Annotated in this window: 18 protein-coding genes and 1 tRNA gene; 10 read left to right on the forward strand and 9 right to left on the reverse strand. The window is 73.3% G+C overall.

Annotation, left to right across the window (positions count from 1 at the left end):
• Positions 1 to 20 precede the first annotated feature (20 nt).
• The 3 genes from HCC61_RS00760 to HCC61_RS00770 all read left to right on the forward strand — a co-directional run bounded on the left by HCC61_RS00760 (position 21) and on the right by HCC61_RS00770 (position 3,399).
• The gene (locus HCC61_RS00760; protein ID WP_169133254.1) at positions 21 to 1,022 is read left to right on the forward strand and encodes a decarboxylase; all 1,002 of its coding nucleotides are present in this window, start codon (positions 21 to 23) and stop codon (positions 1,020 to 1,022) included.
• A 346-nt stretch (positions 1,023 to 1,368) separates the two neighbouring features.
• Positions 1,369 to 2,112, forward strand: coding sequence for a decarboxylase (locus HCC61_RS00765; RefSeq protein WP_169133255.1), 744 nt, complete (start codon positions 1,369 to 1,371; stop codon positions 2,110 to 2,112).
• Positions 2,113 to 2,352: 240 nt separating this feature from the next.
• Complete coding sequence (locus HCC61_RS00770) at positions 2,353 to 3,399, forward strand: LLM class flavin-dependent oxidoreductase (RefSeq protein ID WP_346777008.1); 1,047 nt, start codon at positions 2,353 to 2,355, stop codon at positions 3,397 to 3,399.
• Between the two features lie 158 nt (positions 3,400 to 3,557).
• Here the strand turns inward: HCC61_RS00770 and HCC61_RS00775 are convergent, their stop codons facing one another.
• Positions 3,558 to 5,588, reverse strand: a complete 2,031-nt coding sequence (locus HCC61_RS00775; protein WP_346776953.1) for an EAL domain-containing protein — start codon at positions 5,586 to 5,588, stop codon at positions 3,558 to 3,560.
• Positions 5,589 to 6,038: 450 nt separating this feature from the next.
• Between HCC61_RS00775 and HCC61_RS00785 the strand changes: the two genes are divergently transcribed.
• A complete protein-coding gene (locus HCC61_RS00785) occupies positions 6,039 to 7,205 on the forward strand; it encodes a M6 family metalloprotease domain-containing protein (protein WP_240968388.1) in 1,167 nt (388 codons plus the stop codon).
• Between the two features lie 110 nt (positions 7,206 to 7,315).
• On the opposite strand, the gene HCC61_RS00790 is transcribed toward HCC61_RS00785, so the two are convergent.
• From HCC61_RS00790 to HCC61_RS00815, 6 genes are all read right to left on the reverse strand, one after another.
• Positions 7,316 to 7,389 (reverse strand) — tRNA-Lys (locus tag HCC61_RS00790).
• Positions 7,380 to 8,231 (reverse strand): hypothetical protein, encoded by an 852-nt coding sequence (locus HCC61_RS00795; RefSeq protein WP_346776954.1) that lies wholly within the window; start codon positions 8,229 to 8,231, stop codon positions 7,380 to 7,382. Before HCC61_RS00795 ends, HCC61_RS00790 begins: the two co-directional genes overlap by 10 nt.
• Positions 8,232 to 8,509: 278 nt before the next feature.
• Complete coding sequence (locus HCC61_RS00800) at positions 8,510 to 8,872, reverse strand: hypothetical protein (protein WP_169133258.1); 363 nt, start codon at positions 8,870 to 8,872, stop codon at positions 8,510 to 8,512.
• Between the two features lie 122 nt (positions 8,873 to 8,994).
• Entirely contained in the window at positions 8,995 to 10,305 is a 1,311-nt protein-coding gene (locus tag HCC61_RS00805) for an AAA family ATPase (protein ID WP_346777009.1), read from the reverse strand.
• A gap of 131 nt (positions 10,306 to 10,436) precedes the next feature.
• Positions 10,437 to 12,110: a hypothetical protein gene (locus HCC61_RS00810; RefSeq protein ID WP_346776955.1), complete on the reverse strand. Its 1,674-nt coding sequence runs from the start codon at positions 12,108 to 12,110 to the stop codon at positions 10,437 to 10,439.
• Between the two features lie 55 nt (positions 12,111 to 12,165).
• On the reverse strand, positions 12,166 to 13,386 hold the full coding sequence (locus HCC61_RS00815) for a hypothetical protein (RefSeq protein ID WP_169133260.1): 1,221 nt from the start codon (positions 13,384 to 13,386) through the stop codon (positions 12,166 to 12,168).
• A gap of 269 nt (positions 13,387 to 13,655) precedes the next feature.
• Between HCC61_RS00815 and HCC61_RS00820 the strand changes: the two genes are divergently transcribed.
• Positions 13,656 to 14,252, forward strand: coding sequence for a histidine phosphatase family protein (locus HCC61_RS00820; RefSeq protein ID WP_169133261.1), 597 nt, complete (start codon positions 13,656 to 13,658; stop codon positions 14,250 to 14,252).
• Positions 14,253 to 14,448: 196 nt separating this feature from the next.
• Here HCC61_RS00820 and HCC61_RS00825 read toward each other — a convergent pair whose 3' ends face one another.
• Entirely contained in the window at positions 14,449 to 16,041 is a 1,593-nt protein-coding gene (locus HCC61_RS00825; RefSeq protein ID WP_169133262.1) for a tetratricopeptide repeat protein, read from the reverse strand.
• Between the two features lie 180 nt (positions 16,042 to 16,221).
• Here HCC61_RS00825 and HCC61_RS00830 point away from each other — a divergent pair, with 180 nt between their 5' ends.
• On the forward strand, positions 16,222 to 16,605 hold the full coding sequence (locus tag HCC61_RS00830) for a hypothetical protein (protein WP_169133263.1): 384 nt from the start codon (positions 16,222 to 16,224) through the stop codon (positions 16,603 to 16,605).
• A 242-nt stretch (positions 16,606 to 16,847) separates the two neighbouring features.
• Entirely contained in the window at positions 16,848 to 17,756 is a 909-nt protein-coding gene (locus tag HCC61_RS00835; protein WP_346777010.1) for a fused MFS/spermidine synthase, read from the forward strand.
• 93 nt (positions 17,757 to 17,849) lie between these two features.
• On the opposite strand, the gene HCC61_RS31390 is transcribed toward HCC61_RS00835, so the two are convergent.
• Complete coding sequence (locus HCC61_RS31390) at positions 17,850 to 18,026, reverse strand: hypothetical protein (protein ID WP_346776956.1); 177 nt, start codon at positions 18,024 to 18,026, stop codon at positions 17,850 to 17,852.
• Here HCC61_RS31390 and HCC61_RS31395 point away from each other — a divergent pair.
• From HCC61_RS31395 to HCC61_RS00850, 3 genes are all read left to right on the forward strand, one after another.
• Positions 18,025 to 18,321 carry a hypothetical protein gene (locus tag HCC61_RS31395; RefSeq protein WP_346776957.1) on the forward strand — a complete coding sequence of 99 codons (297 nt, stop codon included), beginning with the start codon at positions 18,025 to 18,027 and terminating at the stop codon, positions 18,319 to 18,321. The two genes, HCC61_RS31390 and HCC61_RS31395, sit on opposite strands and share 2 nt — an antisense overlap.
• Before the next feature lie 139 nt (positions 18,322 to 18,460).
• Positions 18,461 to 19,177, forward strand: a complete 717-nt coding sequence (locus tag HCC61_RS00845) for a response regulator transcription factor (protein WP_169133266.1) — start codon at positions 18,461 to 18,463, stop codon at positions 19,175 to 19,177.
• A 76-nt stretch (positions 19,178 to 19,253) separates the two neighbouring features.
• Positions 19,254 to 20,711: a HAMP domain-containing sensor histidine kinase gene (locus HCC61_RS00850; RefSeq protein WP_169133267.1), complete on the forward strand. Its 1,458-nt coding sequence runs from the start codon at positions 19,254 to 19,256 to the stop codon at positions 20,709 to 20,711.
• Positions 20,712 to 20,728 lie beyond the last annotated feature (17 nt).

Genomic DNA, 20,728 nt, shown 5'->3' on the forward strand with positions numbered 1-20,728 from the left:
CCGTTCTTTGGGGCTCACCCATGGATGTCTCCTTCCTCGGCGGACCGCAGCCACAACGCGGTGTCGGAATCGTCGCCCCGTTCGACTTCGCACTCGACCGCGAGCTGTGGCGTTGGGTGCCGGACGATGTGTCTCTGCACCTCACCCGAACCCCTTTTGTGCCGGTCGAGGTGAGTCTCGATCAGGCCCGCCTCGTCAGTGAGCACGCGACGCTCCGCGAGGGCGTCCAGGCCCTGTGCGCCGTGGCCCCCGAAGTGGTGGCCTACGCGTGCACGTCGGGCAGTTTCGTCGGCGGCACCGTCGGCGAGTCCTCCATGACCGCGGCCATGGAGGACGCCGGCGAGATGCCCTCGCTGACCACCTCCGGAGCGCTGCTGGCGGCGCTTCAGGAGATCGGCGCCCGGCGCGTTGCCGTCGTCACCCCCTATACGAAGTCGGTCACCGACTCGCTGGAGGACTTCCTCGGCGAGGCGGGCATCGCGGTCACCGGTCGCAGCTATCTCGGGCTGACGCGGGAGATCTGGCGGGTGCCCTACCGGGACGTCGTGGACATGGCCCGCGACGCCGTCGCCGGCGACGCCCCGGACGCCCTGTTCATCAGCTGCACCAACCTGCCGACGTACGACGTCATCCCGCAGCTGGAGGCGGAGCTGCGCATGCCGGTGCTCTCGGCGAACCAGGTCACGCTCTGGGAAGCGCTGCGCCGCATCGGCAAGGAGGCGGTGGGCCCGTACCAGGCGCTGGTCGACCCGGTGGCCCGCCGCGGTCCCGCGGCGATGGCCGCGTCGTCGACGCTGCCGGTCAGCAGGCCCGAGGAGCCGGCGGAACCGGCCGCTGCGGCCGGGCCCGTCGAATCGGTCGAGTCGCTGGAGCCCGCGGAGCCGGCGGTGCTGCCCGTCGAGCCGGAGGCTGCGCTGGCGAGCGCGGGCACCGAGAGCGGCGAGCCGCTGGAGGGGTACGACCAGGGCTTCGCCTCCGGCCATACGGACGAGTGGGGCGGCGGCAGCCAGCCGCCGGTGTGATCTCCGCCCGTGTGAGATGCGGCACCCCGCCTCCGCGGGGTGCACTACCGACAACCAGGCGCCGGGCGGAGAGTCCGGCGCCGTTCCGTGCCCGCGGCCCCTTCCCGTACGTCCGTGCGTGATCGCGCGCACGGATACACGGCCGGGGGCGTGAGCCACACTCGGCAGGGCGTGGGACGAACGGCGCCGGGCGGCACACCAACGGGCATATACGGCACGTACGAAGCGCTCCGCCCCGAGTTCCGGACCGGCCCCGCCCCGGCTGGGATCGAGAGCCCGAGACCAGACCCAGAACCAGAACCAGAACCGGACCCCAGCACATCCGACGACGCTTCAGGAGGCGTAGATGGCAGACGCGGCAGCACAGTCGCAGGCGGTGGGATTCCTCTACCCGGGCTTCTCGGCGGAGGACGACTACCCGCGGCTTGAGCGAATCCTCTCGGACGCCGGCGCGGACGTCCGGCTGCCGCTCGTGCACACCGACATCGGCGAGGACGCCCACCGTGCTGACGCCCTGCTGGAGATGGGCTCGGCGAAGCGTCTCGCCGCGAAGGTCGAAGAGGTCAAGGAGTACGGCGTCCAGGCCGTCGTGTGGGCGTGCACCAGCGCCAGCTTCGTCTTCGGCTGGGAGGGCGCGCACGAGCAGGTGCGCGAGCTGTCCGCCACGGCCGGGCTGCCCGCGTCCAGCACGTCCTTCGCCTTCGCCCATGCCGTACGGGCGCTGGCCGCGGAGCGCGTCGCCATCGCCGCGACCTACCCGGAGGACGTCGGCGAGCTGTTCACCGCCTTCCTCAAGGCGGCCGGAAGCGAGGTCGTCTCGATGCGCGGCAGCGGCATCATCACCGCCGCCGAGGTGGGCACCTGGGGCAAGGACGAGGTGCTGGCCCTCGCCCGCGGCGGCGACCACCCCGAGGCGCAGGCCGTGCTGCTGCCGGACACCGCGCTGCACAGCGCCGCGTGGATCGAGGACGTCGAGGACGCCCTGGGCAAGCCGGTGCTCACCGCGAACCAGGTCACCGCCTGGGAGGGCCTGCGGCTGCTGGACGTCTCGGTGCGCTGCCCGGCGCTGGGCACGCTCTTCACGGCCTGATCACGGCCTGATCCGGCCCGGGGCGCCGCGCCAGAACCGGCAGTCCGGGAAGAGAACGGGAAGAGAAAGGTGCCGCCCGCCGTTGACGCCGCTGGACGTACCACCAGCGAGCGGAGGGCGGCACCCGTGAACGAGGGCAACGCCACAGGCGGCAGCGCGGCGAGCGACGGGACCGGCGACGGCACCCGGGCCGGTGCCGGGAACGGCGCAGGATACACGGAGCACGGCCCCGGCGACGGTATCCGCGGCGAGACGAGGGGCTCCGCCCCCGTACCGCTGTCGGTCCTGGACCTGGCGAACGTCGGCACCGGCTTCACCTCGCGTGACGCGCTGCTCGCCACCGTCGAGACCGCGCGCCTCGCCGAGCGGCGCGGCTTCACCCGCTACTGGGTCGCCGAGCACCACTCCATGCCGGGCGTCGCCAGCTCCTCGCCGGCCGTGATCCTCTCCCACCTCGCCGCCCGTACCGACCGCATCCGGCTCGGCTCGGGCGGCGTGATGCTGCCCAACCACGCACCGCTCGTCGTCGCCGAGCAGTTCGGCACCCTGGAGGCGCTGGCCCCCGGCCGAGTCGACCTCGGGCTCGGACGTGCGCCCGGCACCGACGGCGCGACGGCCGCGGCGCTGCGCCGTACGGACCACCTCCGCGAGGGCGCGGACGAATTCCCGCAGCAGCTCGCCGAGTTGATCCGCTTCCTCGACGGCAGTTTTCCCGACGGACACCGCTACTCCCGTATCCACGCGGTGCCGGGCCCGGTGCAGGGCGAGGTCTCCAGGCCGCCGGTGTGGCTGCTCGGCTCGTCCGGTTTCAGCGCCGAACTCGCGGGCCGGCTGGGCCTGCCGTTCGCTTTCGCACACCACTTCTCTTCCCGCAACACCCTGCCCGCGCTGGACCTCTACCGCGAGAGCTTCACCCCCTCCGCCGTACTGGACGAGCCGTACGCGCTGATCGGCGCCGCCGCCCTCGCCGCCGACGACGAGGCGCAGGCCCGCCGGCAGGTGCTCAGCGGTGCCCTGGCCATGCTGCGGCTGCGCACGGGACGGCCCGGTCTGGTGCCCACGCCGGAGGAGGCGGAGGCGTACCCCTTCAGCTCGGCCGAGCGCGACTTCGTGGACAGCTGGCTGGCCAACGTCACCCACGGCACGCCGGATGCCGTACGCGACGGGCTCGACGCCCTCGTCAAGCGCACCGGCGCGGACGAGCTGATGCTCACGGCCAATGTGCACACGCCCGCGGCCCGTGTCCGTTCCTACGAACTGATCGCGGACGCCTACGAGTTGCCGTGACCGCGGGGACGGGCGCCCCGGCCGGGCCCGGTCCTTACCGGAACCCCGTGCCCGGGCCGCGCCCGTCCGTACGGCCCCCGTACGGCCGCCGCCGGAAGGGGAAGCGGCGGCGGCCCGCTCTGTGCGGCGGTGCCGCTCAGCGCAGAGTGCGCTCAGTCTCAGTGCAGCAGCGCCGCGACGCAGTGCGCCGGCATCGGCTTGGCGTAGTGCCAGCCCTGCCCGGTGTCGCAGCCGATGCGGCGCAGCCGGTCGGCCTGCACGGGACTCTCGACGCACTCCGCGGTCACGGTCAGGCCGAGCTGGTGCGCGAGCTGTACCAGCGCCGTGACGATCGTCTCGTCCGCCGGGTTGGGATGCTTCGCCGCGCGGAAGCCCGACACGAAGGTGCCGTCGAGCTTCAGCACCCGCACGGGGAGCCGGCTGAGATACGCCAGGTTCGAATAGCCGGTGCCGAAGTCGTCGATGGCGATGCGCACACCCATCTCGCTCAGTGCCTGAAGCGCCTGGAGCGGGCGCCCGGCGGAGCCCATCACCGCGGACTCCGTCAACTCCAGCTGGAGCAGCCCCGAGGGCAGCCCGGTCTCCTCCAGCACTCGGCGCACGTCCGCGACGAGGTCGGAGTCCCACATCTGCCGCACGGCCACGTTGACGCTCACGTACACCGGCGGGCCCGGGTGGCCGAGCATCCAGCTGCGCGCCTGGCGGCACGACTCCTCAAGGACCCAGCGGCCCAGCGGCACGATCGCGCCGTCCTCCTCGGCGAGACCGATGAAACGGTTCGGTCCGAGCTTGCCGAACTGCGGATGCTGCCAGCGCACCAGCGCCTCGACGCCCACGAGCCGGTCGTCGCAAAGACCCACGATCGGCTGGTAGTCCAGCACGAACTCGCCCCGCTCGACGGCCCCGCGCAGAGCCGACGACAGCGCCTGACGGGTCATCCGGTGCGCGTTGCGCTCGGGGTCGAAGAGGGTCCAGCGGGCCTTGCCGTCGGCCTTCGCCCAGTACAGCGTCGTATCGGCGGCCTGCATCAGCTCCGTCGGACCCGTGCCCTCGGCCTCACGCTCGACGACGCCGATGCTCGCGGAGACGGTGAGCCGCTGCCCGCCCAGGTCGAAGGGCTGCTGAAGGGATCTCAGCGCGGAGTCGGCCAGGGCGGTCAGCTGCTCCGTACCGGTCGAGCCGTCCACGAGCAGCGCGAACTCGTCGCCGCCGAGCCTCGCCGCGAGATGCCGCTGGCCGCCGTCCTCCGCGCACTGGATGAGGCGGCGGGCCACGGCATCGAGCAGTTCGTCGCCGACGCGGTGGCCCAGGGTGTCGTTGACGGCCTTGAAGCCGTCCAGGTCGATGTAGCAGATGCCGACGCGGCCGGTCGCCGTGTCGGAGAGCGCGGTCGCCAGCCGCTCGAAGAACAGGGTGCGGTTGGGGAGCCGGGTCACCGGGTCGTGCATCTGGAGGTGTCGCAATCGCTCGCGCAGATCGCGCTGCTCGCTGACGTCGGCCACCGACAGCAGCGTCTCGCCGTCGTGCGCGGTGGGCACCAGCGAGATCTCGGCCCACAGGGTGTGCCCGTCGGGGTTCTTCAGCCGCCGGGTGCAGCTGACGTGGGGGATCTCGCGCACGGCGCACGTGCCCGTGCCCGCGCCACCGCCCGGACCTCCGCCCGGACCGGCAGCCGGGCCGCCGCCCGGACCGGCGCCCTGGCCCGGGGCCGCGCTCGTACCCGTGCCGTTGCCCGCGGCGCCCGTGCTCGCGCCACCCGCGCCCGCGGCGCCCGAACTCGCCGTCCCCGTCCCGGAGTTCGCGCCCGCGCCGTCGTCGTCGTCGCTCCTGCGGGGTGCCAGCGGGTACGGTGCGGCGGCTCCGGCGAGCCCCTTGCGTACCACGCTCCCGTCGAGGCCGAGCGAGGGCAGATCCGTCACGGACGTGGCGACGAGCGATTCGGGCGCGGCGCCCAGCAGCGCGCCGAGCGCGTCGTTGGCGCTGACCACCCTGCCGTCGCGGTCGACGATCGCCATCGCGAGGCGGGCGGCGTTGAACGCGGCCCGGAAGTCGCTGTCCCGCTTCCGGCCCCGCCACTCCGCTCTGCCGTGCCTGCCGCCTCGGACGCGGCTACGGTGAGTGATTTTCTGCGGTGAAGTCCCGGTGGTCTCGCCGGAGTTCCTGCCCGGTCCTTCGATGGGTCCGTTCACCAATCGCTCCCGCCGGGGGGCTCGTCGCGTGCGGATCGGCCGGGCGGTCGGCCCGAGTTGCTGCATGGCGATCCGCGCTGGAAATGTGCCGATCATAGAGGTTCGGGCGCGAGCGGAGCCAGCAACCACGGCGTCCCACCGGGGCGTTGGTGCGCGTGGGACGTAAGTGTGAACGCGAGGGTGACCGCTCCGGCAGGAGTGCGGGAACGGGCTCGATCGCGTAAGGCTGCGCATCACACACAGTAGCCATATTGCCGCTCACGCGCTTGGTCTAACGGAACAGGACTTAGCGGACATTACGGGCAAGGGTTGAAGGGACCCTGATTCCCGTCCCGGTGAGGTCCACACGTGGCGCGTTCGACGAGGCACGGACTGCGGAGACTCCCCTCCGTGCGACGCGGATGGCGCCGTGCCGGAGCGGTCCTCATGGCACTGACGGCCTTCATAGGGATGGGGCTCTTCGCGGGGCCGATCACCGCCGTCGCCGTCGCGGCCCCGTGCGCCCTGCCCCGTACCGCAGCCCACCACTCCCTCGGCGTGGACAGCTGGGACCCGGCCTATCCGCGGCCCCGGCACCGCATAGACGCCGCGATGCTCTTCCTGTCCTTTCCGGACTCCCGTCCGCTCACCACGCCCCGCGAGCTGGCCGCCGACCACTTCCCGGCCACGTCCGACTTCTACAGACGCGCGTCCTACGGCAAGTTCCGGCTCCACGCCCATCCCGGGAAGCACTGGATCCGGATGCCCTCCAGCTCCCGCTCGTACGGGATAAGGCGCGACTGGGACGAGAAGCAGCGCAGCGACTATCTGCGCGACGCCGTCGCGGCGGCGGATCCCGACGTCGACTTCAGCAGATACGACCTGGTCTACCTCGTGGCCGACCCGGACGCCCAGGGCGTCGACTCCGACGCGACGAAGGTCGTGAACTTCGACACTCCCATCGAGGCCGACGGCACCGAACTGCGGCGCCTCGTAACGGTCTTCGAGCAGAGCCCGCCCGACCGGCACGTGCTCGCACACGAGACCGGGCACGCCTTCGACCTGCCGGACCTGTACCAGCGGCCGGCCTCGGGGATGGCCGACTGGGACACGTATGTCGGCGACTGGGACCTCATGGGCAGCCAGTTCGGGCTCGCCCCCGATCTCTTCGCGTGGGAGAAGTGGAAGCTCGGCTGGCTGACCCGGCACAACGTCGGCTGCGTGCCGTCCGGCGCCGGAACCACCACGCAGACGCTCCGCCCGCTGGGGATGAATCCGCTGGGGAGCCGCGGGGACCGGCGGCTGGCAGTCGTACGCACGGGGCAGTACGAGGCGCTGGCGATAGAGGCCCGCGATTCAGAGGGCAACGACCGGGGGCTGTGCGCCGAGGGCGTGCTGCTGTACTGGGTGCGCAGCGACAAGGCCTCCACCTACGGGCCCGTGAAGGTGGTCGACGGGCATCCGGGCACCCACGGCTGCTCGGACGGCTCGGTCTATCCGTCGCTGGCGGACGCGCCGCTGGGGCAGGGCGACTCGTATGAGACCGGGCACGGGGGCGGGGTGCGGGTCGAGGTGACGGGGCGCACGGCGGGCGACGGGTGGCGGGTGAAGGTGACGCGCAAGGGCCGCGAGACATGAGGGCGGGACCCGAAGACCGGGCCTGAACGGATTCGGGAGGCCGGTGCGCGGGCTCGCGGCACACGCCGAAGGCCCCCTCGCCTCGGGCGAGAGGGCCTTCGATGTGCACGTACGCCGTCAGGGACTCGAACCCCGGACCCGCTGATTAAGAGTCAGCTGCTCTAACCAACTGAGCTAACGGCGCCTGGTGACGTCATAGACCCTAGCATCACGGTCCGCAGTTCCGGAAATCGGTTCTTCGGCGCTCGCGGGCCCCCGACCTGCACGTACGGAAGCGTGTGGATACGGGGCACGGCGCCGCCCGCCGGAGCGCAGGCAGGCGCGGAGCAGGACCGCGGGGCCGGGCAGCCAGGGGTGGCGGACGTCGGGGGCGACGAGCCAGCGGGACGGGCTGGGCGGTCGGCCCTCGTGGTCGCCGTGGAGGGCGGGGATGGTCACGGAGTCGCCGCGGTCGAGGCAGATCAGCGAGGGGAACGTTTCCGCAGCGGCGGCCGCACCGGGCCGCCGCCACTCTCCCCAGTTCAGAAGGGCGGGCAGGCGCTGGGCCGTGCCCACGGCGGCGAAGAGCAGCAACCGGCCGCGGTGCACGGCGACGGGCCCGCTGCCGGGCCCGCTGGCCCATAAGCGCTCAAGGATCAGACGGCCCGCGAGGGGAGGCGCGCTCACCACGTCGAAGGCCGTGCCGCACGGCAGGACGCTGGGGGACTCGGGCCGGTGCAGCCAGAGCGCGTGCACGCTCGCGGTCAGGGTGCAGGCGGAGGCGAGCCAGTCGGCTCCGGCCGGGGTCACGCGGGACGCGTCGGGGACCGCGGAGTTGTTCGTACGGGGCGGGACCTGGCCGGAGGATAAGTCGAGGGTGCTGCCGGGGCCGGGGCTGCCGTGGTCTTCGGTGACGGTGCGGCAGGCGGGATCGCCGGTGCTGCCGGGAGTGCCGGTGAGACCGCGTACGCCCGGGGTGCCGGGGACGCCGGTGACACCGGCGGAACGGATGTGCTGCGGGGCGGTGTCCCGCTGCCAGTCACTCATGAAGACAGATGTACAGGACATGCTGTGCTCTTTTGTACCTTGCGCAGAAAATGGGGCAAGCGGTTTCGGAGTGGCGTACTGTGCACGCCCGGCATGCGCCCGATGACGGGATGCGACCGCGAGACACCGCGAGACGCGGAGCAAGGGGCGGAAAGGGCAGGCAAGGGGCGCTTTTCTTTCCGGCCGCCGGGCCGCTGCCGTACTACGCCGGAACCGGGCGTCCGCGCCGCACGGCGCCGGGCGCCGCCGCTCACCGCTTCCTCGTGTGCCCGCCGCCCCTACTGCGGCCCGCGGTCCTCGAGAAGCTCGCGGCCGAACTCGATCATCTTGCGTGCGTAGTCCTCCGACCAGTCGCCCCGCTCGGCGACGGCCGCGTCCGAGAGCCGGTCGAACCGCTTGGGGTCGGCGAGCTGCGCCGCCGCCATCGCCTGGAACTCCACGGCACGGTCGGCCGCCGCACGGAAGGCGAGCGCCAGCTCCGTCGAGCGCTCCAGCAGCTCGTGCGGGTCCGTGATGGTGTCCAGGTCGAAGAACTGCTCGGAGTCCTCCCTGGGCTCGGAGGGCTCGAAGAGCAGGGGAGCCGGGCGGCGGAAGCGCGGGGCGCTCCCGCGCGGATCCGGAGCCGAATTCGGCTCGGGCATGTGCCTACCTCCATATGTCATCGCGGTCGTCAGCCATTGTCCCGCTACGGCCGCCCGTTGTGCCAGGTCGCACGTGTGCGTACTACGGCACACCGGGGCGGCGGGGCTCCGGGGCGGCGGGCTCACCCGTCCCACGGCACCGCGTGGGCCGACAGATGCGCCAGGACCGCGTGATTGGCCTCCCAGCCGTCCGGGAACTTCACGGTGACGCCGAGCTGGACCGGCTCCGTGGCGGGGTGGTCGTCGAGCAGCCGTGGAACGCCCGCGCGGCAGACCACGACGCACGCGTGCCTGTGCCGCGAGGTCAGCACGCACAGCCTGCCCGTCTCCAGGTGGAACGCCGTCGCGTCGGGGCGGCCGGAGAGCGGGTGGAGCACGACCGTCACGTCGAACTCCCGGCCCTGGAGCCGGTTCGCGGTGTCGACGGTGACGTCCGCGGCGTGCAGCTCCTCGGGGAGGCCGAGCCCCGCCAGCGCGGCCCGTACCGCCGCGGCCTGGTCGCGGTGCGCTGTGCCGACGGCCACGCGGGCGGCGGTCAGCGGGGCCGCGGCCGTGGAGCGTTCGTCGGTGGTGGCGCCGCCGCGGGTGAGCAGCCGGCCCACGACGTGTGCGACGGCGGCGACGGCCTCCGGGTCCGTACGCGGCGTCAGACGTGCCGGAAGCTCCAGCAGGCCCCAGCCGGAGCCCGCCGCCTCGTCGATCACCCGGTCCGCCGCGGAGCCGTCCCCCTCGGAGTCGAAGACGAGCCGCCGGTCTCCGGGGCCGCTGCCGCTGCGGAACGGCGTGTACGGATAGAACGCGTCCGAGACCGGCGGCGCCGCCGACGCGGGGAGCCGCCACGAGACGGGCAGCCGGTGCTGCGGCAGATCCGGGTTGTGGGACAGCAGCGTCGTCACGGCGCTCGCGGACGGATCGTGCGTGAGCCCCGCCCACTGCTCCGCACCGACCTGGCTGAACGGGTCGAGCTGGCCCGGATCGCCGACGAAGAGCGCGCGCTCGAAGAGACCGGCGACGGCGAGCAGGGCGTCGGAACGCATCTGGTACGCCTCGTCCACGATCGCGTGCGCCCACGGCGCCTTCTCCGGATCCCGCTTCACCCAGGCCCACTTGGCCGCCGTGGAGAGCACGACCGGCAGCGACGCGAGGTCGCCGATCTTCGCGGAGGGGACGACGGACGGGTGGTCGTCGAGCGCGGGATCGTATGGGTGCGACTCGCTGCTGTGCAGCCGTCCGACCGGGAGCTCGGGGTCGGCGGCGGCCAGCCGGGCGGTGAGGTCGTCGACCTGTGCGTTGGTCTGGGCGATCACGATCAACGGCCGTCCGGCCGCGGCCAGTTCGCGTGCGGCGCGTACGACGAGGGTCGACTTGCCCGCGCCCGGAGGGGAGTCGACGACGACGCCGCGGCCGGTGCCGTGGAGCGTGTCGTGGAGGATCGCGTCGGTGGCGCGGGCGGCGGCGTCGCCGGGCGGGACGCCCTGGTCGCCTTCGGCGGCACCCTCATCGGCACCCTCATCGGCACCCTCACCGGCATCGGCACTGGGGGCGTGCGGGCGTGCGGGCGCGCTCACAGCAGGTCCTCACTGGTCACGGGGTCGGGGTCGGGGTCGGGGTGGGGGAGCGCCGGCTGTGCGGCTGCGGATCCGGTGCCGCCCGGCGTGACAGATCCGTCTGCCGTGCCCGTGCCGCCCGCCGTGCCCGTGCCGCCCGTCGTGCCCGTACCGTCCGCTGTTCCCGTGGGCGGGGCGACCGCCGGCGGGCCGCCGTGCGTCCAGGGCGTGTCCTCCATCTCCGGCAGGTCCGGGCCGCCGCGCGGCGAGTGCTCGAAGAGCGTCCAGCACAGCCGGTCGCCCTTCTCCGGCACCGTGCCGGGCGCGGGCTCCTTGCCGCGCCCCATGCCCCCGGTCAGCCGCAGCGTCAGCAGGCCCGGCTCGTGCTCGTCCGCCGCCACGAACTCGGCGCTCTGGCGGGCGCCTTCGTCCAGCGTCCGGTGCGCCTTGGCACCGGGGACGAGATGCGGACGGTCGTCCGTGCGCAACGTGACCAGGGGGCGGGGCATCTGGCGCTTGCCTTCCGAGTACGCCGGTTCCACGGCCGTGACCTCTCCCGCGAACGCCTCACCCGCGAACCGCCGTTCGGCCATCACGAGCGGATCGTCCAGCGCTTCCTGCGCCTCCAGCCGCGCCTGTTCGCGCTCGCGCTGTGCGAGCTTCGCGGCGGCCGTCACGGCGTCGTCGCGGCGGGGCTGCGGCGGCTCCCCGCCGCGCACCCGGTCGCGGTGCGCCGTATAGGACCAGCGGTCGCGCTTGAACCGCTCCGCCACATGCCCGCCCTCGGGCAGCGTCCGCAGCAGGCCGATGCCGCGCCACACCGCGTCCCAGGAGGGGCGGAGCTGGGAGGCGATCAGCTCGCGCACCTCGTCCTCGGCACCGGGCAGGCCCGCGTCGAAGCGGTCGATCGCCGGTGCCAGCAGCCTGTTGTCGAACGCCGGGTCGGTGGCCGGGCCCGCGGGCGGGCACACCAACTGCCCCGCCGCGTCCCGCTCGACCTCCGCGCGCAGCGCCGCCTCGCCGCCGCTCAGACCGTCCGGCGGGTCGATCCACGCCAGCAGCGCGCCCAGGTGCTGGTCCTCCAGCGAGCTCTGGCCCGTGGCCCAGTGGCGCGTCAGCAGGTCGGTCATCGACAGCAGCAGCGAGGAGCCGGGCACGCGGGCCCGTTCACCGTACTGCGTCAGCCACCGGCCGAGCAGCGGCACGCGCGGCGGAGCCGGATAGGGCGCCTCCGGGTCCTCCTCGGCCGTACGGCGGAAGCGCATGGACCGGCCGAGCAGCCGCACGAAGTCGGCGCCGGGACCGTTGGGGACGATCAACTGGGGTGCGTCCGCGCAGAGTTCGACCTGGACCGTGACCTTCTTGCCGGACTCCGGGTCGGTCTCCTTGCGCTCCTCCCACTCGACGTCGTCCTCCGCCGACTCCACGTGCGGCAGGACGACTTCGGCGAGGCGGGCGAGGAAGGCGAAGCGCAGATCGCGGTCCCGCGGCTGCGGCACGATCAGCAGCTCGGGCCGCTCCCGCTCGGTGCCGACCAGGGCCCCGAGCGGGGCTCCCGCCTCACCCGCGGTCGTCAACGGGACGAAGACCAGGGGCCGTTCGGCGAGATGCCGGTGGCGCACGGTCGTCCTGGGCTGTGCCCGCCCGGCCGCCGCGGCCTCCATCCGGGCGAGCGCGGACATCAACGACACGGCGTCTCCCGGCAGTCGGGCGGATCCGCACGGACGGTACGGGCCGGGGCGGCGGTCAGCACGGGGCGCCTCCCAGGGCTTCCGCGCGGAGGCTCGCGGCCCGCCGCAGCGCGGCGACCGCGGGCCCGTCGGGGTCCGTATGGGCGTCTGCACGGGAGTCCGTATCTGCGTCCGCTGGCGTGGCCGTGCCCGCCTCGGCGGGGGCGGGCGTATGCGTCGCAGCACCCGGGTCCTCACGCGTGTCCGTCCGTACACCCGCCGCCCGCAGCACCGAGTCGATCGTCGTGAAGCCGCCCAGCTCACCGCGCACCGACCGGCCCAGCGACTCCACCGCGCCGGCGGCGCGCGCACGGTCGCGGCAGTGGAAGGCCAGCTCGCAGGTGGCGAGGCACTCCGGCGCGTAGGCGGCGGGCACCGACTCGACCGCGGCGGTCAACTCGGGCGCGGGCAGGGCCGGATCGAAGACCGTCCCCGCCGGAAGCTCCGCCGCGATCTCCTCCAGGCGGGTGAGACGCGCGAGTTGACGCCGGGTGCTGGCGCGCTGCTTGCGGATGTCGACGCCGTGAGCAGTGGGCAGGTTGGAGAAGTCCTTAGGGCACACCAGCAGCGCCTGCTCGCGCACCGTCCCCTCCACGCCCGCCTCTTCGAGCGCGAGCGCATACACCGCCGCCTGCCGGGCGGCGGCCCCGACCTTCGCCGCGTCGGCCGAACCGTCCAGCACCGGAAAGGACTTGATCTCCGCGACCGTCCAGCGGCCGTCCGGATGCACGGCGATCGCGTCCGGCTCCAGAAAGGCCGTCGAACCGGCCACTTCGAGCGCGAGCATCGGATGGAAGAGCAGCGCCCAGCGTGCCCGCCCGCCGTCCTCCGGGGGCCGCAGGGCCAGTCTCGTACGAGCCGTACGGCCAGCGGGCCCGTCGGCGGCGAGGTCCGGGAGGACGACCTCGTCCGGCTCCGGCGGTGTCTCTCCCGTACGGGCGCACAGCAGCCGGACCAGCTCGGCGCCGCCGTCCGCCTTGACCTTCGCCTCGAAGGAGTTGCCGCGGGCGAAGGCGAACTGCGACTGCCCGAAGGGAGCCGGAGCCCCCAACGCCTGCGCCAGCGCGGCCTTGTCGACGCCCGCACCGTCCAGCAGCGCGCGCCGGCGGCAGCCCGGATTCGCGGCGAGAGCGGCGAGGGCGCGGGCGTCCAGCGGGCGCGGTGGTACGTCGGGGCCGCCGCGCAGCTCGGCGAGGCGCCCGCGCAGGGAGCTCGCGCTGCCGTCGGAGTGGGTCATCGGCGTCGCCTCGCGGAAGACTGCATTACCTGCGGAAGTGTGGCATCCGTGACTGACAGACGGGCTGCCTCCGCCCGCGTGCCTCATGCAGCTTACGGCGGTCCGGCGGGCCAACATGGGCCGGGAAGGGCAGAGATGGCCCCCCGGTTCGCAGTTCCCGGTCCGCAGTTCCCGGTCCGGTTTTCCGAGTCCGGATTCCCGGGGCCGGAGTACCGGGTCCCGAATCCCGAGTCCGCGAGAGTCCGTCCCCGACGGCTGAGAGGTTCCCCATGGCAGCGCGCATCCTGCTCGTACGGCACGGCAAGACCGAGTGGTCGGCCGCCGGACGGCACACCAGCCGCACCGACGTCCCCCTCCTCGACGAGGGCCGCCGCGCCGCCCGCCTGCTCGGCGAGCGCCTGGCGCGCGAGCCGTGGAACGGGCTGCCCGGCGCCGAGGTGCGCACCAGCCCGCTCTCCCGCGCCCGGGAGACGTGCGAGATCGCGGGCTTCGGCGAACGGGCGCGCGAGTGGGACGCCCTGAAGGAGTGGGACTACGGCGCGTACGAGGGCCTGACGACGGAACAGATCCGGAAGGACAGCGGGACGGACTGGTTCGTGTGGCGCGACGGCGTCGTCGACGGCGAGAGCATGCGCGAGGTCGCCGCGCGCGCCGACGGCGTCGTGGAGTGGGCGCGATCGGCCGACCGAGACGTGCTGCTCTTCGCGCACGGCCACTTCCTGCGCGTCCTGGGTGCGCGCTGGCTGGGGCAGGAGGTTCCGTTCGGGGCGTGCCTCTCGCTGGCGGCGGCCTCCTTCTCCGTGCTGGGCTGGGCGTACGGCAGCCCCGCCGTCGGGCGCTGGAACGACACCGGGCACCTGGACTGAGCGCGGCACCCGGCTGGGCACGCGACCCGAACGGGCCCCGAACGGGCCGCCCCCGCAAGGCGGTTCGGGCCGCGCGGGGTCCCACGCCCGGCTTGGCCCAGGGGTCGGGCGCACCTCATACAGCGCTCAGCTCACGCCGTACGCAGCCCACGTCGCGCCCAGTTCACGCCCGTACGTCGTTCACAAGGTGCTCAGTTCACGCCGTGCGAGCCCGCGGCAGCGCCCTGTCCTGCTCGGCCAGGAACGCGTCGACGGTGCCGTCGCCCGCGTACGGACGCAGCCGCCTCGCCGTCGTGCCCAGCATCCCGCGGATGCGCGTGGACTGTACGGGCCCCAGCAGCGCCAGGGCCTTGCCGCCCGCCTCCGCGGCCTCCTCGGGGCGCTTCAACGCCGCGAGGTCGCCCGCCAGTTCGGCCGTGAACAGCGCCCTGTTCCGTACGAAGTGCGGGTCCTGGAGCGCGACCGCGCGCCTGGCCCGGTCGGCGGCCCGCTCCCAGTCGTGCAGCGCCGACCAGCACTGCGCCTCCAGACCCGCGAGTTCCGCCTCGCCGAAGAAGCTCATCCACGCCGGGTCGGGGTCGGCGGGCCCGCGTGCGAAGAGGGCGTGGGCCCTGCCGAGCGCCTGCTCGCAGGCCGTACGGTCGCCGAGCCCGGCCCAGCCGCCCGCCTCCCGCATGCTGAGCAGGGACAACAGCCGTGCGGAGCCCAGGTGTTTGGCCGCCTGCTGCCCGGCCTGGGCGGCACGCACGGCCTCCCGGGGGCGGCCGGCGTCCCGGGCGAGGAACGCGGTGTTGCAGAAGGCGTGCGCCTCCAGCGCCGGGTCGGCGGCGACGCGGGCGGTGGCGAGTGCCTCCGCGTAGTGCGAGCGCGCGTCGCCGAAGTGCTCGGAGTCGTGGGCCAACCAGCCCACGGAGATGGCGAGTTCGCCGGCGCCGTTGTGCAGGCGGTCGGTGACGGACTGGCGTTGGGCGGTGCCCGAGTCGAGGAGTTCGTATGCGCTGCGGAGGGAGTCGCCCGCGCGCCGGTAGAGCGTGTCGGCGCCGTGTCTGTCGTCCAGCAGCCGGATGCGCCGCACGGCCTTCTCCAGCGCCTCGGCTTCGGCCTCGCCGACGCGCCGGTGCGGGTGCACGGACGCGGTGCGGGCGTCCGCGGCCGTCGCCACGGCGCCCAGTGGCGGCATGACGGTCATGGCGGCCGCCGGGCCGCCGATCATGAACGCGCGACGTAGCACGTCGCTCTCCTCGTGAATCTCGGAACAGTCTGAACAGAAGGTGCAGGTACGGGAGTCGGGACAGGCCGGTGAACTGCCCGAGCTGCTGGGGCTTTCGGGGTCTCCAGGGTCGCTGTGACCACTGTGATTACTGTGACTACTGGGATTTGCGGGGTTGTTGGGGCTGTCGGGGCTGATGTGGTGACCGTTGAGCGTACGGGATACGGCGGTCAGCGCGGCCGCATACGGGGGCGAATTGTCACCTCCGTAAGCCTCTCGGGTGCGGCGGCCCGACCGGCCGCGTACGGCCTCACGGCTGGCGAAGCCCATGTCGGCGAGCGTGCGGCCCGGGAACATGTGCAGAAGGACGCGCTCGTAGGCGTAGTTGGGGCAGCGGATCTCGCCGGCCTCCACCCGGCCGATGTAGCGCGCGTCGCAGGCGACGTGTTCACCGATCTCGCGCCCGGACCGCCGTACGGCCGCGGCGAATTCGGCAGGCGACAGCGTGCCGCGCAGCTGCCGGAACGCCTCGTTGGGCACGGGGTGCGGGCCCTGCGACGCGGATGATGACGACGCCATGGCCGGACGGTACCGGCTGTGACGTGACCGCCACGCTGGGTTCCGCTACAAAACGGATATCTCACCCATCATCTGCCATGAAGTGCCATCCTTTGTGGCGTGGTGTGCCGTAGCCCGTTGACGCCCCCGGCCGTTGAACTCTGCATGACCACTGCGGAGGAGCTCGGAGGAGGGGTCCGGATGGACACCGGTCTGGGAGTCCGCACCGTTTCCGGCGGTGTGCCCTGCGACTTGGTGACGGTGCCCGCCCGGCAGGGCCTGGAGGCCGTCGACATCCTGCGTCTGCGCGACGGACTCGGTCCGGTTCTGCTGTGCGACGGGGAAGGCGACGAGGTGGGTTTTCTCGTGCCGCCGGGCACGGCGGCGTGCTGGGACCTGCCGGGCAGTGCGTGCACCCAGACCCCGGGACGGCCCCGAACGGTCGTGCAGGAGCCGCCACTTGCGGGTACGGGCTGGCTCGTGCCGCCGGAGTGGGCGTTCGGGGTGGCCACCGACGCGTCGATGCTGCGGGCTGCGCTGGGCGAGGCCGCGCGCACGATCGAGGCCGTCGACCGCTGTCAGTGACGGGCCGCCGGGAGAGGCGACCCGCTGCGGCGTGAGGGGTTGCGGCGTCACCGGTTGCGCGTGACCGGCTAAGGCCGGTCCCCGGCGATACTGGACGGGTGGCGAAGGGCGGACGGCGGCGCGGCGGCGGCGCGAAGAGCGAACGCGGCGGCGGCGACGGCGAAGACGCCGGAGGTGCCGGAGGTGCCGTGAGCGCCCGCGGCTCGCGGGGCGTACGCGGCGGCGGCCGCCGCTCACGCCGGGTGCTGAGCGCCGAGGTCGAGGGCGGCAGCGCGCAGCTCGTACCCGATCCGGACCGCGCGCACGGATGGTCGCTGCTGCTGGACGGCGCACCGCAGTCCTACGTCGACCTGGACGACCCCTCCCACCTCGGCTTCGAGTACCAGCGCAGGCTCGGTCACGTCGTCGACCTGGCCGCACCGCCGGGACGCCCGCTGCACGTGCTGCACCTCGGCGGCGGGGCGCTGAGCCTCGCGCGCTATGTCGCCGCCACCCGGCCCCGTTCCACGCAGCAGGTCGTCGAGAAGGACACGGCGCTGTCCGAATGGATACGCAGGGAACTGCCGTTGGAGCGCGGCTGGCGCATCCGGGTGCGCGGCGGCGACGCACGGGAGGGCCTGGGCAGGCTCCCTTCGCAGTGGGCGGACCTCGTCATCGCGGACGTCTTCGCCGGCGCCCGTACGCCCGCGCACCTGACCAGCACCGAATTCCTGCACGAGGTACGGCGGGTGCTGCGTACCGGCGGGATCTACGCGGCGAACATCGCGGACGGGCCCGGGAGCGGCCGAGGCGCCGGCGTCGGAGACGGCTCAGGCGATGCCGGTGACGGTGCCGATCCCGATCACCGCGGCAGGCGCCGCCCGTTGGACCATCTCCGTTCCCAAGTCGCCACCGTGCGCGAGGTGTTCGGCACGGCGGCGCTCACCGCCGACCCGGCCGTGCTGCGCGGCAGACGCTTCGGCAACGCCGTACTGGCCGCCACCGACGGGGAGTTGCCCGTCGCGGAGCTGTCCAGGCGCTCGGCGGGCGATCCTCATCCGGGCCGCGTGGAGTCCGGCGACTCCCTGGCCGCCTTCACGGGCGGCGCACCGCCGGTCACGGATGCGACGGCACGGCCTTCGCCGATGCCGCCGGACGACGCCTTCAAGTGAGCGGAGAGTATGGGCGGTTGCGGCACGGCCCGGGGTCTCCGGCCGTCGCCGTACAGCGGCAGCCGTCGTACGCCCGGCCGTCGGCCGTCGGCCCTAGCCGTTGTCGTAGGACTCGATGCGCGGCGGTGCGCCGTCCCAGCGGCAGAAGATCGACGAGGACGCGCCGTCCTTGGAGAAGGTCACCCGGATCCAGGTGGTGTCCTTCCAGACCTGCGTCTCCCAGCCGTCGTTGGGCGTCGCCGAGACCAGCGTCGCGTAGTCGTCGCGCATGTCGAATACCGCCCGGCCGCCCGCGACGCTGGCGCCCTGCACCCGCCCCGATTCGTCGGGTTCGCTCGGCCGGGGACCGGACGGCGGCTTCGTCGTACGGTCGCCGCCGCCGGGCGCGGGTGCGGATTTCGTCGGACGCGGCTTCTCCGGCACCGAGGGTGCGGTCTTCGTCGGCGACGGCGTCGGCTCGGGCTGCTGCGGGGACGGCGATCCGGGACCGGTCGTCGGCGTATCGCCGTCGGCGATGGGCAGCGAGCGTGGCGGGTCGTACTCCGTGCTGGCCAGCACGGTGTGAACCCCGAACCATGACAGCGTGACTGCGGCGCTTGTGGCCGATGCCCAAGCGGCCGCGTGCACGATTCCTCGTCGTCCCATCCCTGTCACCATAGCTGCAACCAGCTCACTCGCGTCTCGGTATGGACTAACGTGCGCACATGGCTCGTGTGCTCGTGGTCGAGGACGACCAGTTCGTACGTTCCGCCCTGATCCGGCACCTCAAGGACGCCTCGCATGTGGTGCGCAGCGTCGGTACCGCGCTGGAGGCGCTGAGAGAAGTCGCGCAGTACGGATTCGACGTCGTGATCCTCGACTTGGGCCTTCCGGACCTGGACGGCGCCGAGGCGCTCAAGATGCTGCGCGGCATCACCGACGTGCCGGTGATCATCGCCACGGCCCGTGACAACGAGAACGAGATCGTCCGGCTGCTCAACGACGGCGCGGACGACTATCTGGTCAAACCCTTCTCCGTGGAGCACCTTTCGGCCCGCATGTCCGCCGTGCTGCGCCGTGCGCAGAGCGGTACGGGCGGTGGCGGCGGATCCGGCACGGTCACGGAGAGGGTGCTGAAGGTCGGCGGCCTGGCCATCGATCCGCTGCGGCGGCAGGCCGAGCTGGACGGCATGGTGCTGGACCTGACCAGGCGCGAGTTCGACCTGCTGGCCTTCCTCGCGGGGAGGCCCGGTGTGGTGGTGGCGCGCAAGGAGCTGCTGGCCGAGGTGTGGCAGCAGTCCTACGGGGACGACCAGACCATCGACGTCCATCTGTCGTGGCTGCGGCGGAAGTTGGGCGAGACCGCGGCCAGGCCGCGCTACCTGCACACCATCCGGGGTGTCGGGGTGAAGCTGGAGGCGCCGGGGGAGGCGCGGGCGTGAGAGCGGCAGCCGGTGAGGCCGCCGCGACGGCCGCGGAAGTGGCCGCGGAAGCGGCCCTGAGAAAGGAAATACGGGCATGAGATGGGCACTGGTGAAGGTGTGCCTCGCCGTGACGGTCATGGTGGTGATCGCCTTCGCCGTGCCCCTGGGGCTGGTCGTGAAGGAGACGGCTCGGGACAGGGCGTTCTCCAACGCCGAGCGCCAGGCCGCCACCGTGGGTCCGGTGCTGGCCATCACGACCGACCGGCAGCAGCTGGAGAAGGCCGTCGTCAGCACGCAGGCGGGCGGTGAGGGACGGCTCGCCGTGCACGTGCCGCAGGCCTCCGGCTCGTCGTCGAAGGCGGGGCGCAGCGCCGGGCCGGACAGCCCCGTCGAGGTCGGCAGGCAGCGGGCCACCCGTGAGGAGCTGGCCGCGGCGCGCCGTCAGGGCCGCGCCTCCACGGTCACGGTTCCCGGCGGCTACACGCTGCTGCGGCCGACGGCCGTCGCCAGCGGCGAGTTCGCCGTCGTCGAGGTCTTCATCCCGAACGACGAGGTCACCCACAACGTCACGACCTCCTGGCTCATCCTCGCCGGGGTCGGCATCGCGCTGATCCTCGGCTCGGTGGCCGTAGCCGACCGGCTGGGGACGCTCATGGTGCGCCCGGCGGGACGGCTGGCCGCCGCCGCGCACTCCCTGGGCGAGGGCAAGCTGGGCGTGAGGGTGCCGGAGGACGGGCCGAGCGAACTGCGCTCCGCGGCCGTCGCGTTCAACGCCATGGCCGATCAGGTCGTACAACTCCTCGCGAATGAACGGGAGTTGGCCGCCGACCTGTCGCACCGGCTGCGTACGCCGCTGACCGTGCTGCGCCTGAACGCCGCCTCGCTGGGCAACGGCGACGCCGCCGAGCACACCCGTGAGGCGGTGGCCACGCTGGAGAGCGAGGTCGACCACATCATCAGCACCGCGCGCGAGCAGCGCGAGCAGCGGGCACAGACGACGGGCAACCTGGAGTCCGCGGCCTGCGACGCGGCAGAGGTGATACGTGAACGCATGGCGTTCTGGTCGGCGCTCGCGGAGGACGAGGGCCGTGAGGCGCGGCTGGCCGGCGTGGACCGGCCGGTGCGGGTGCCCGTCGCCCGCACCGAGTTCGCCGCGGCGCTCGACGCGATGCTCGGCAACGTCTTCCGGCACACCCCGGAGGGCACCGCGTTCTCCGTGGACGTCCACCACGGAGGACCGGCGAGCAACTCGGTGATCGTGCTCGTCTCCGATGCGGGCCCGGGCATAGCCGACCCCGACGCGGCCCTGCGCCGCGGGCACGGCGACGGCAAGCCGGGCTCAACGGGCCTGGGGCTGGACATCGTTCGCAGGGTCGCCGAGTCCACCGGCGGCGATGTGCGCATCGGGCCGTCGGTGCTCGGCGGTACCGAGATACGGGTGTGGCTGACGCTGGACGGCGGCGAGGCGGATCGCCGGCGCCTCGGACGCCGCCGCACCGACCGCGAACGCCGCAACCGCAGCCGAACTCGCAGGCCGTTACGGCGCGCGTGACGCGCGCCCCCTGCGGT

The sequence above is a fragment of the Streptomyces sp. HNM0575 genome (assembly GCF_012726265.1).
GTDB lineage: Bacteria > Actinomycetota > Actinomycetes > Streptomycetales > Streptomycetaceae > Streptomyces.

What these genes read in the sequence shown, in the direction of transcription:
- HCC61_RS00795 (WP_346776954.1), bottom strand. Translation starts at nt 8,231, where the DNA reads ATGAGTGACTGGCAGCGGGACACCGCCCCGCAGCACATCCGTTCCGCC.
- HCC61_RS00815 (WP_169133260.1), bottom strand. Translation starts at nt 13,386, where the DNA reads ATGACCCACTCCGACGGCAGCGCGAGCTCCCTGCGCGGGCGCCTCGCC.
- HCC61_RS00845 (WP_169133266.1), top strand. Translation starts at nt 18,461, where the DNA reads ATGGCTCGTGTGCTCGTGGTCGAGGACGACCAGTTCGTACGTTCCGCC.
- HCC61_RS00760 (WP_169133254.1), top strand. Translation starts at nt 21, where the DNA reads ATGGATGTCTCCTTCCTCGGCGGACCGCAGCCACAACGCGGTGTCGGA.
- HCC61_RS00785 (WP_240968388.1), top strand. Translation starts at nt 6,039, where the DNA reads ATGGGGCTCTTCGCGGGGCCGATCACCGCCGTCGCCGTCGCGGCCCCG.
- HCC61_RS31395 (WP_346776957.1), top strand. Translation starts at nt 18,025, where the DNA reads ATGTCGAATACCGCCCGGCCGCCCGCGACGCTGGCGCCCTGCACCCGC.
- HCC61_RS00825 (WP_169133262.1), bottom strand. Translation starts at nt 16,041, where the DNA reads ATGGCGTCGTCATCATCCGCGTCGCAGGGCCCGCACCCCGTGCCCAAC.
- HCC61_RS00850 (WP_169133267.1), top strand. Translation starts at nt 19,254, where the DNA reads ATGAGATGGGCACTGGTGAAGGTGTGCCTCGCCGTGACGGTCATGGTG.
- HCC61_RS00830 (WP_169133263.1), top strand. Translation starts at nt 16,222, where the DNA reads ATGGACACCGGTCTGGGAGTCCGCACCGTTTCCGGCGGTGTGCCCTGC.
- HCC61_RS00800 (WP_169133258.1), bottom strand. Translation starts at nt 8,872, where the DNA reads ATGCCCGAGCCGAATTCGGCTCCGGATCCGCGCGGGAGCGCCCCGCGC.
- HCC61_RS00820 (WP_169133261.1), top strand. Translation starts at nt 13,656, where the DNA reads ATGGCAGCGCGCATCCTGCTCGTACGGCACGGCAAGACCGAGTGGTCG.
- HCC61_RS31390 (WP_346776956.1), bottom strand. Translation starts at nt 18,026, where the DNA reads ATGCGCGACGACTACGCGACGCTGGTCTCGGCGACGCCCAACGACGGC.
- HCC61_RS00765 (WP_169133255.1), top strand. Translation starts at nt 1,369, where the DNA reads ATGGCAGACGCGGCAGCACAGTCGCAGGCGGTGGGATTCCTCTACCCG.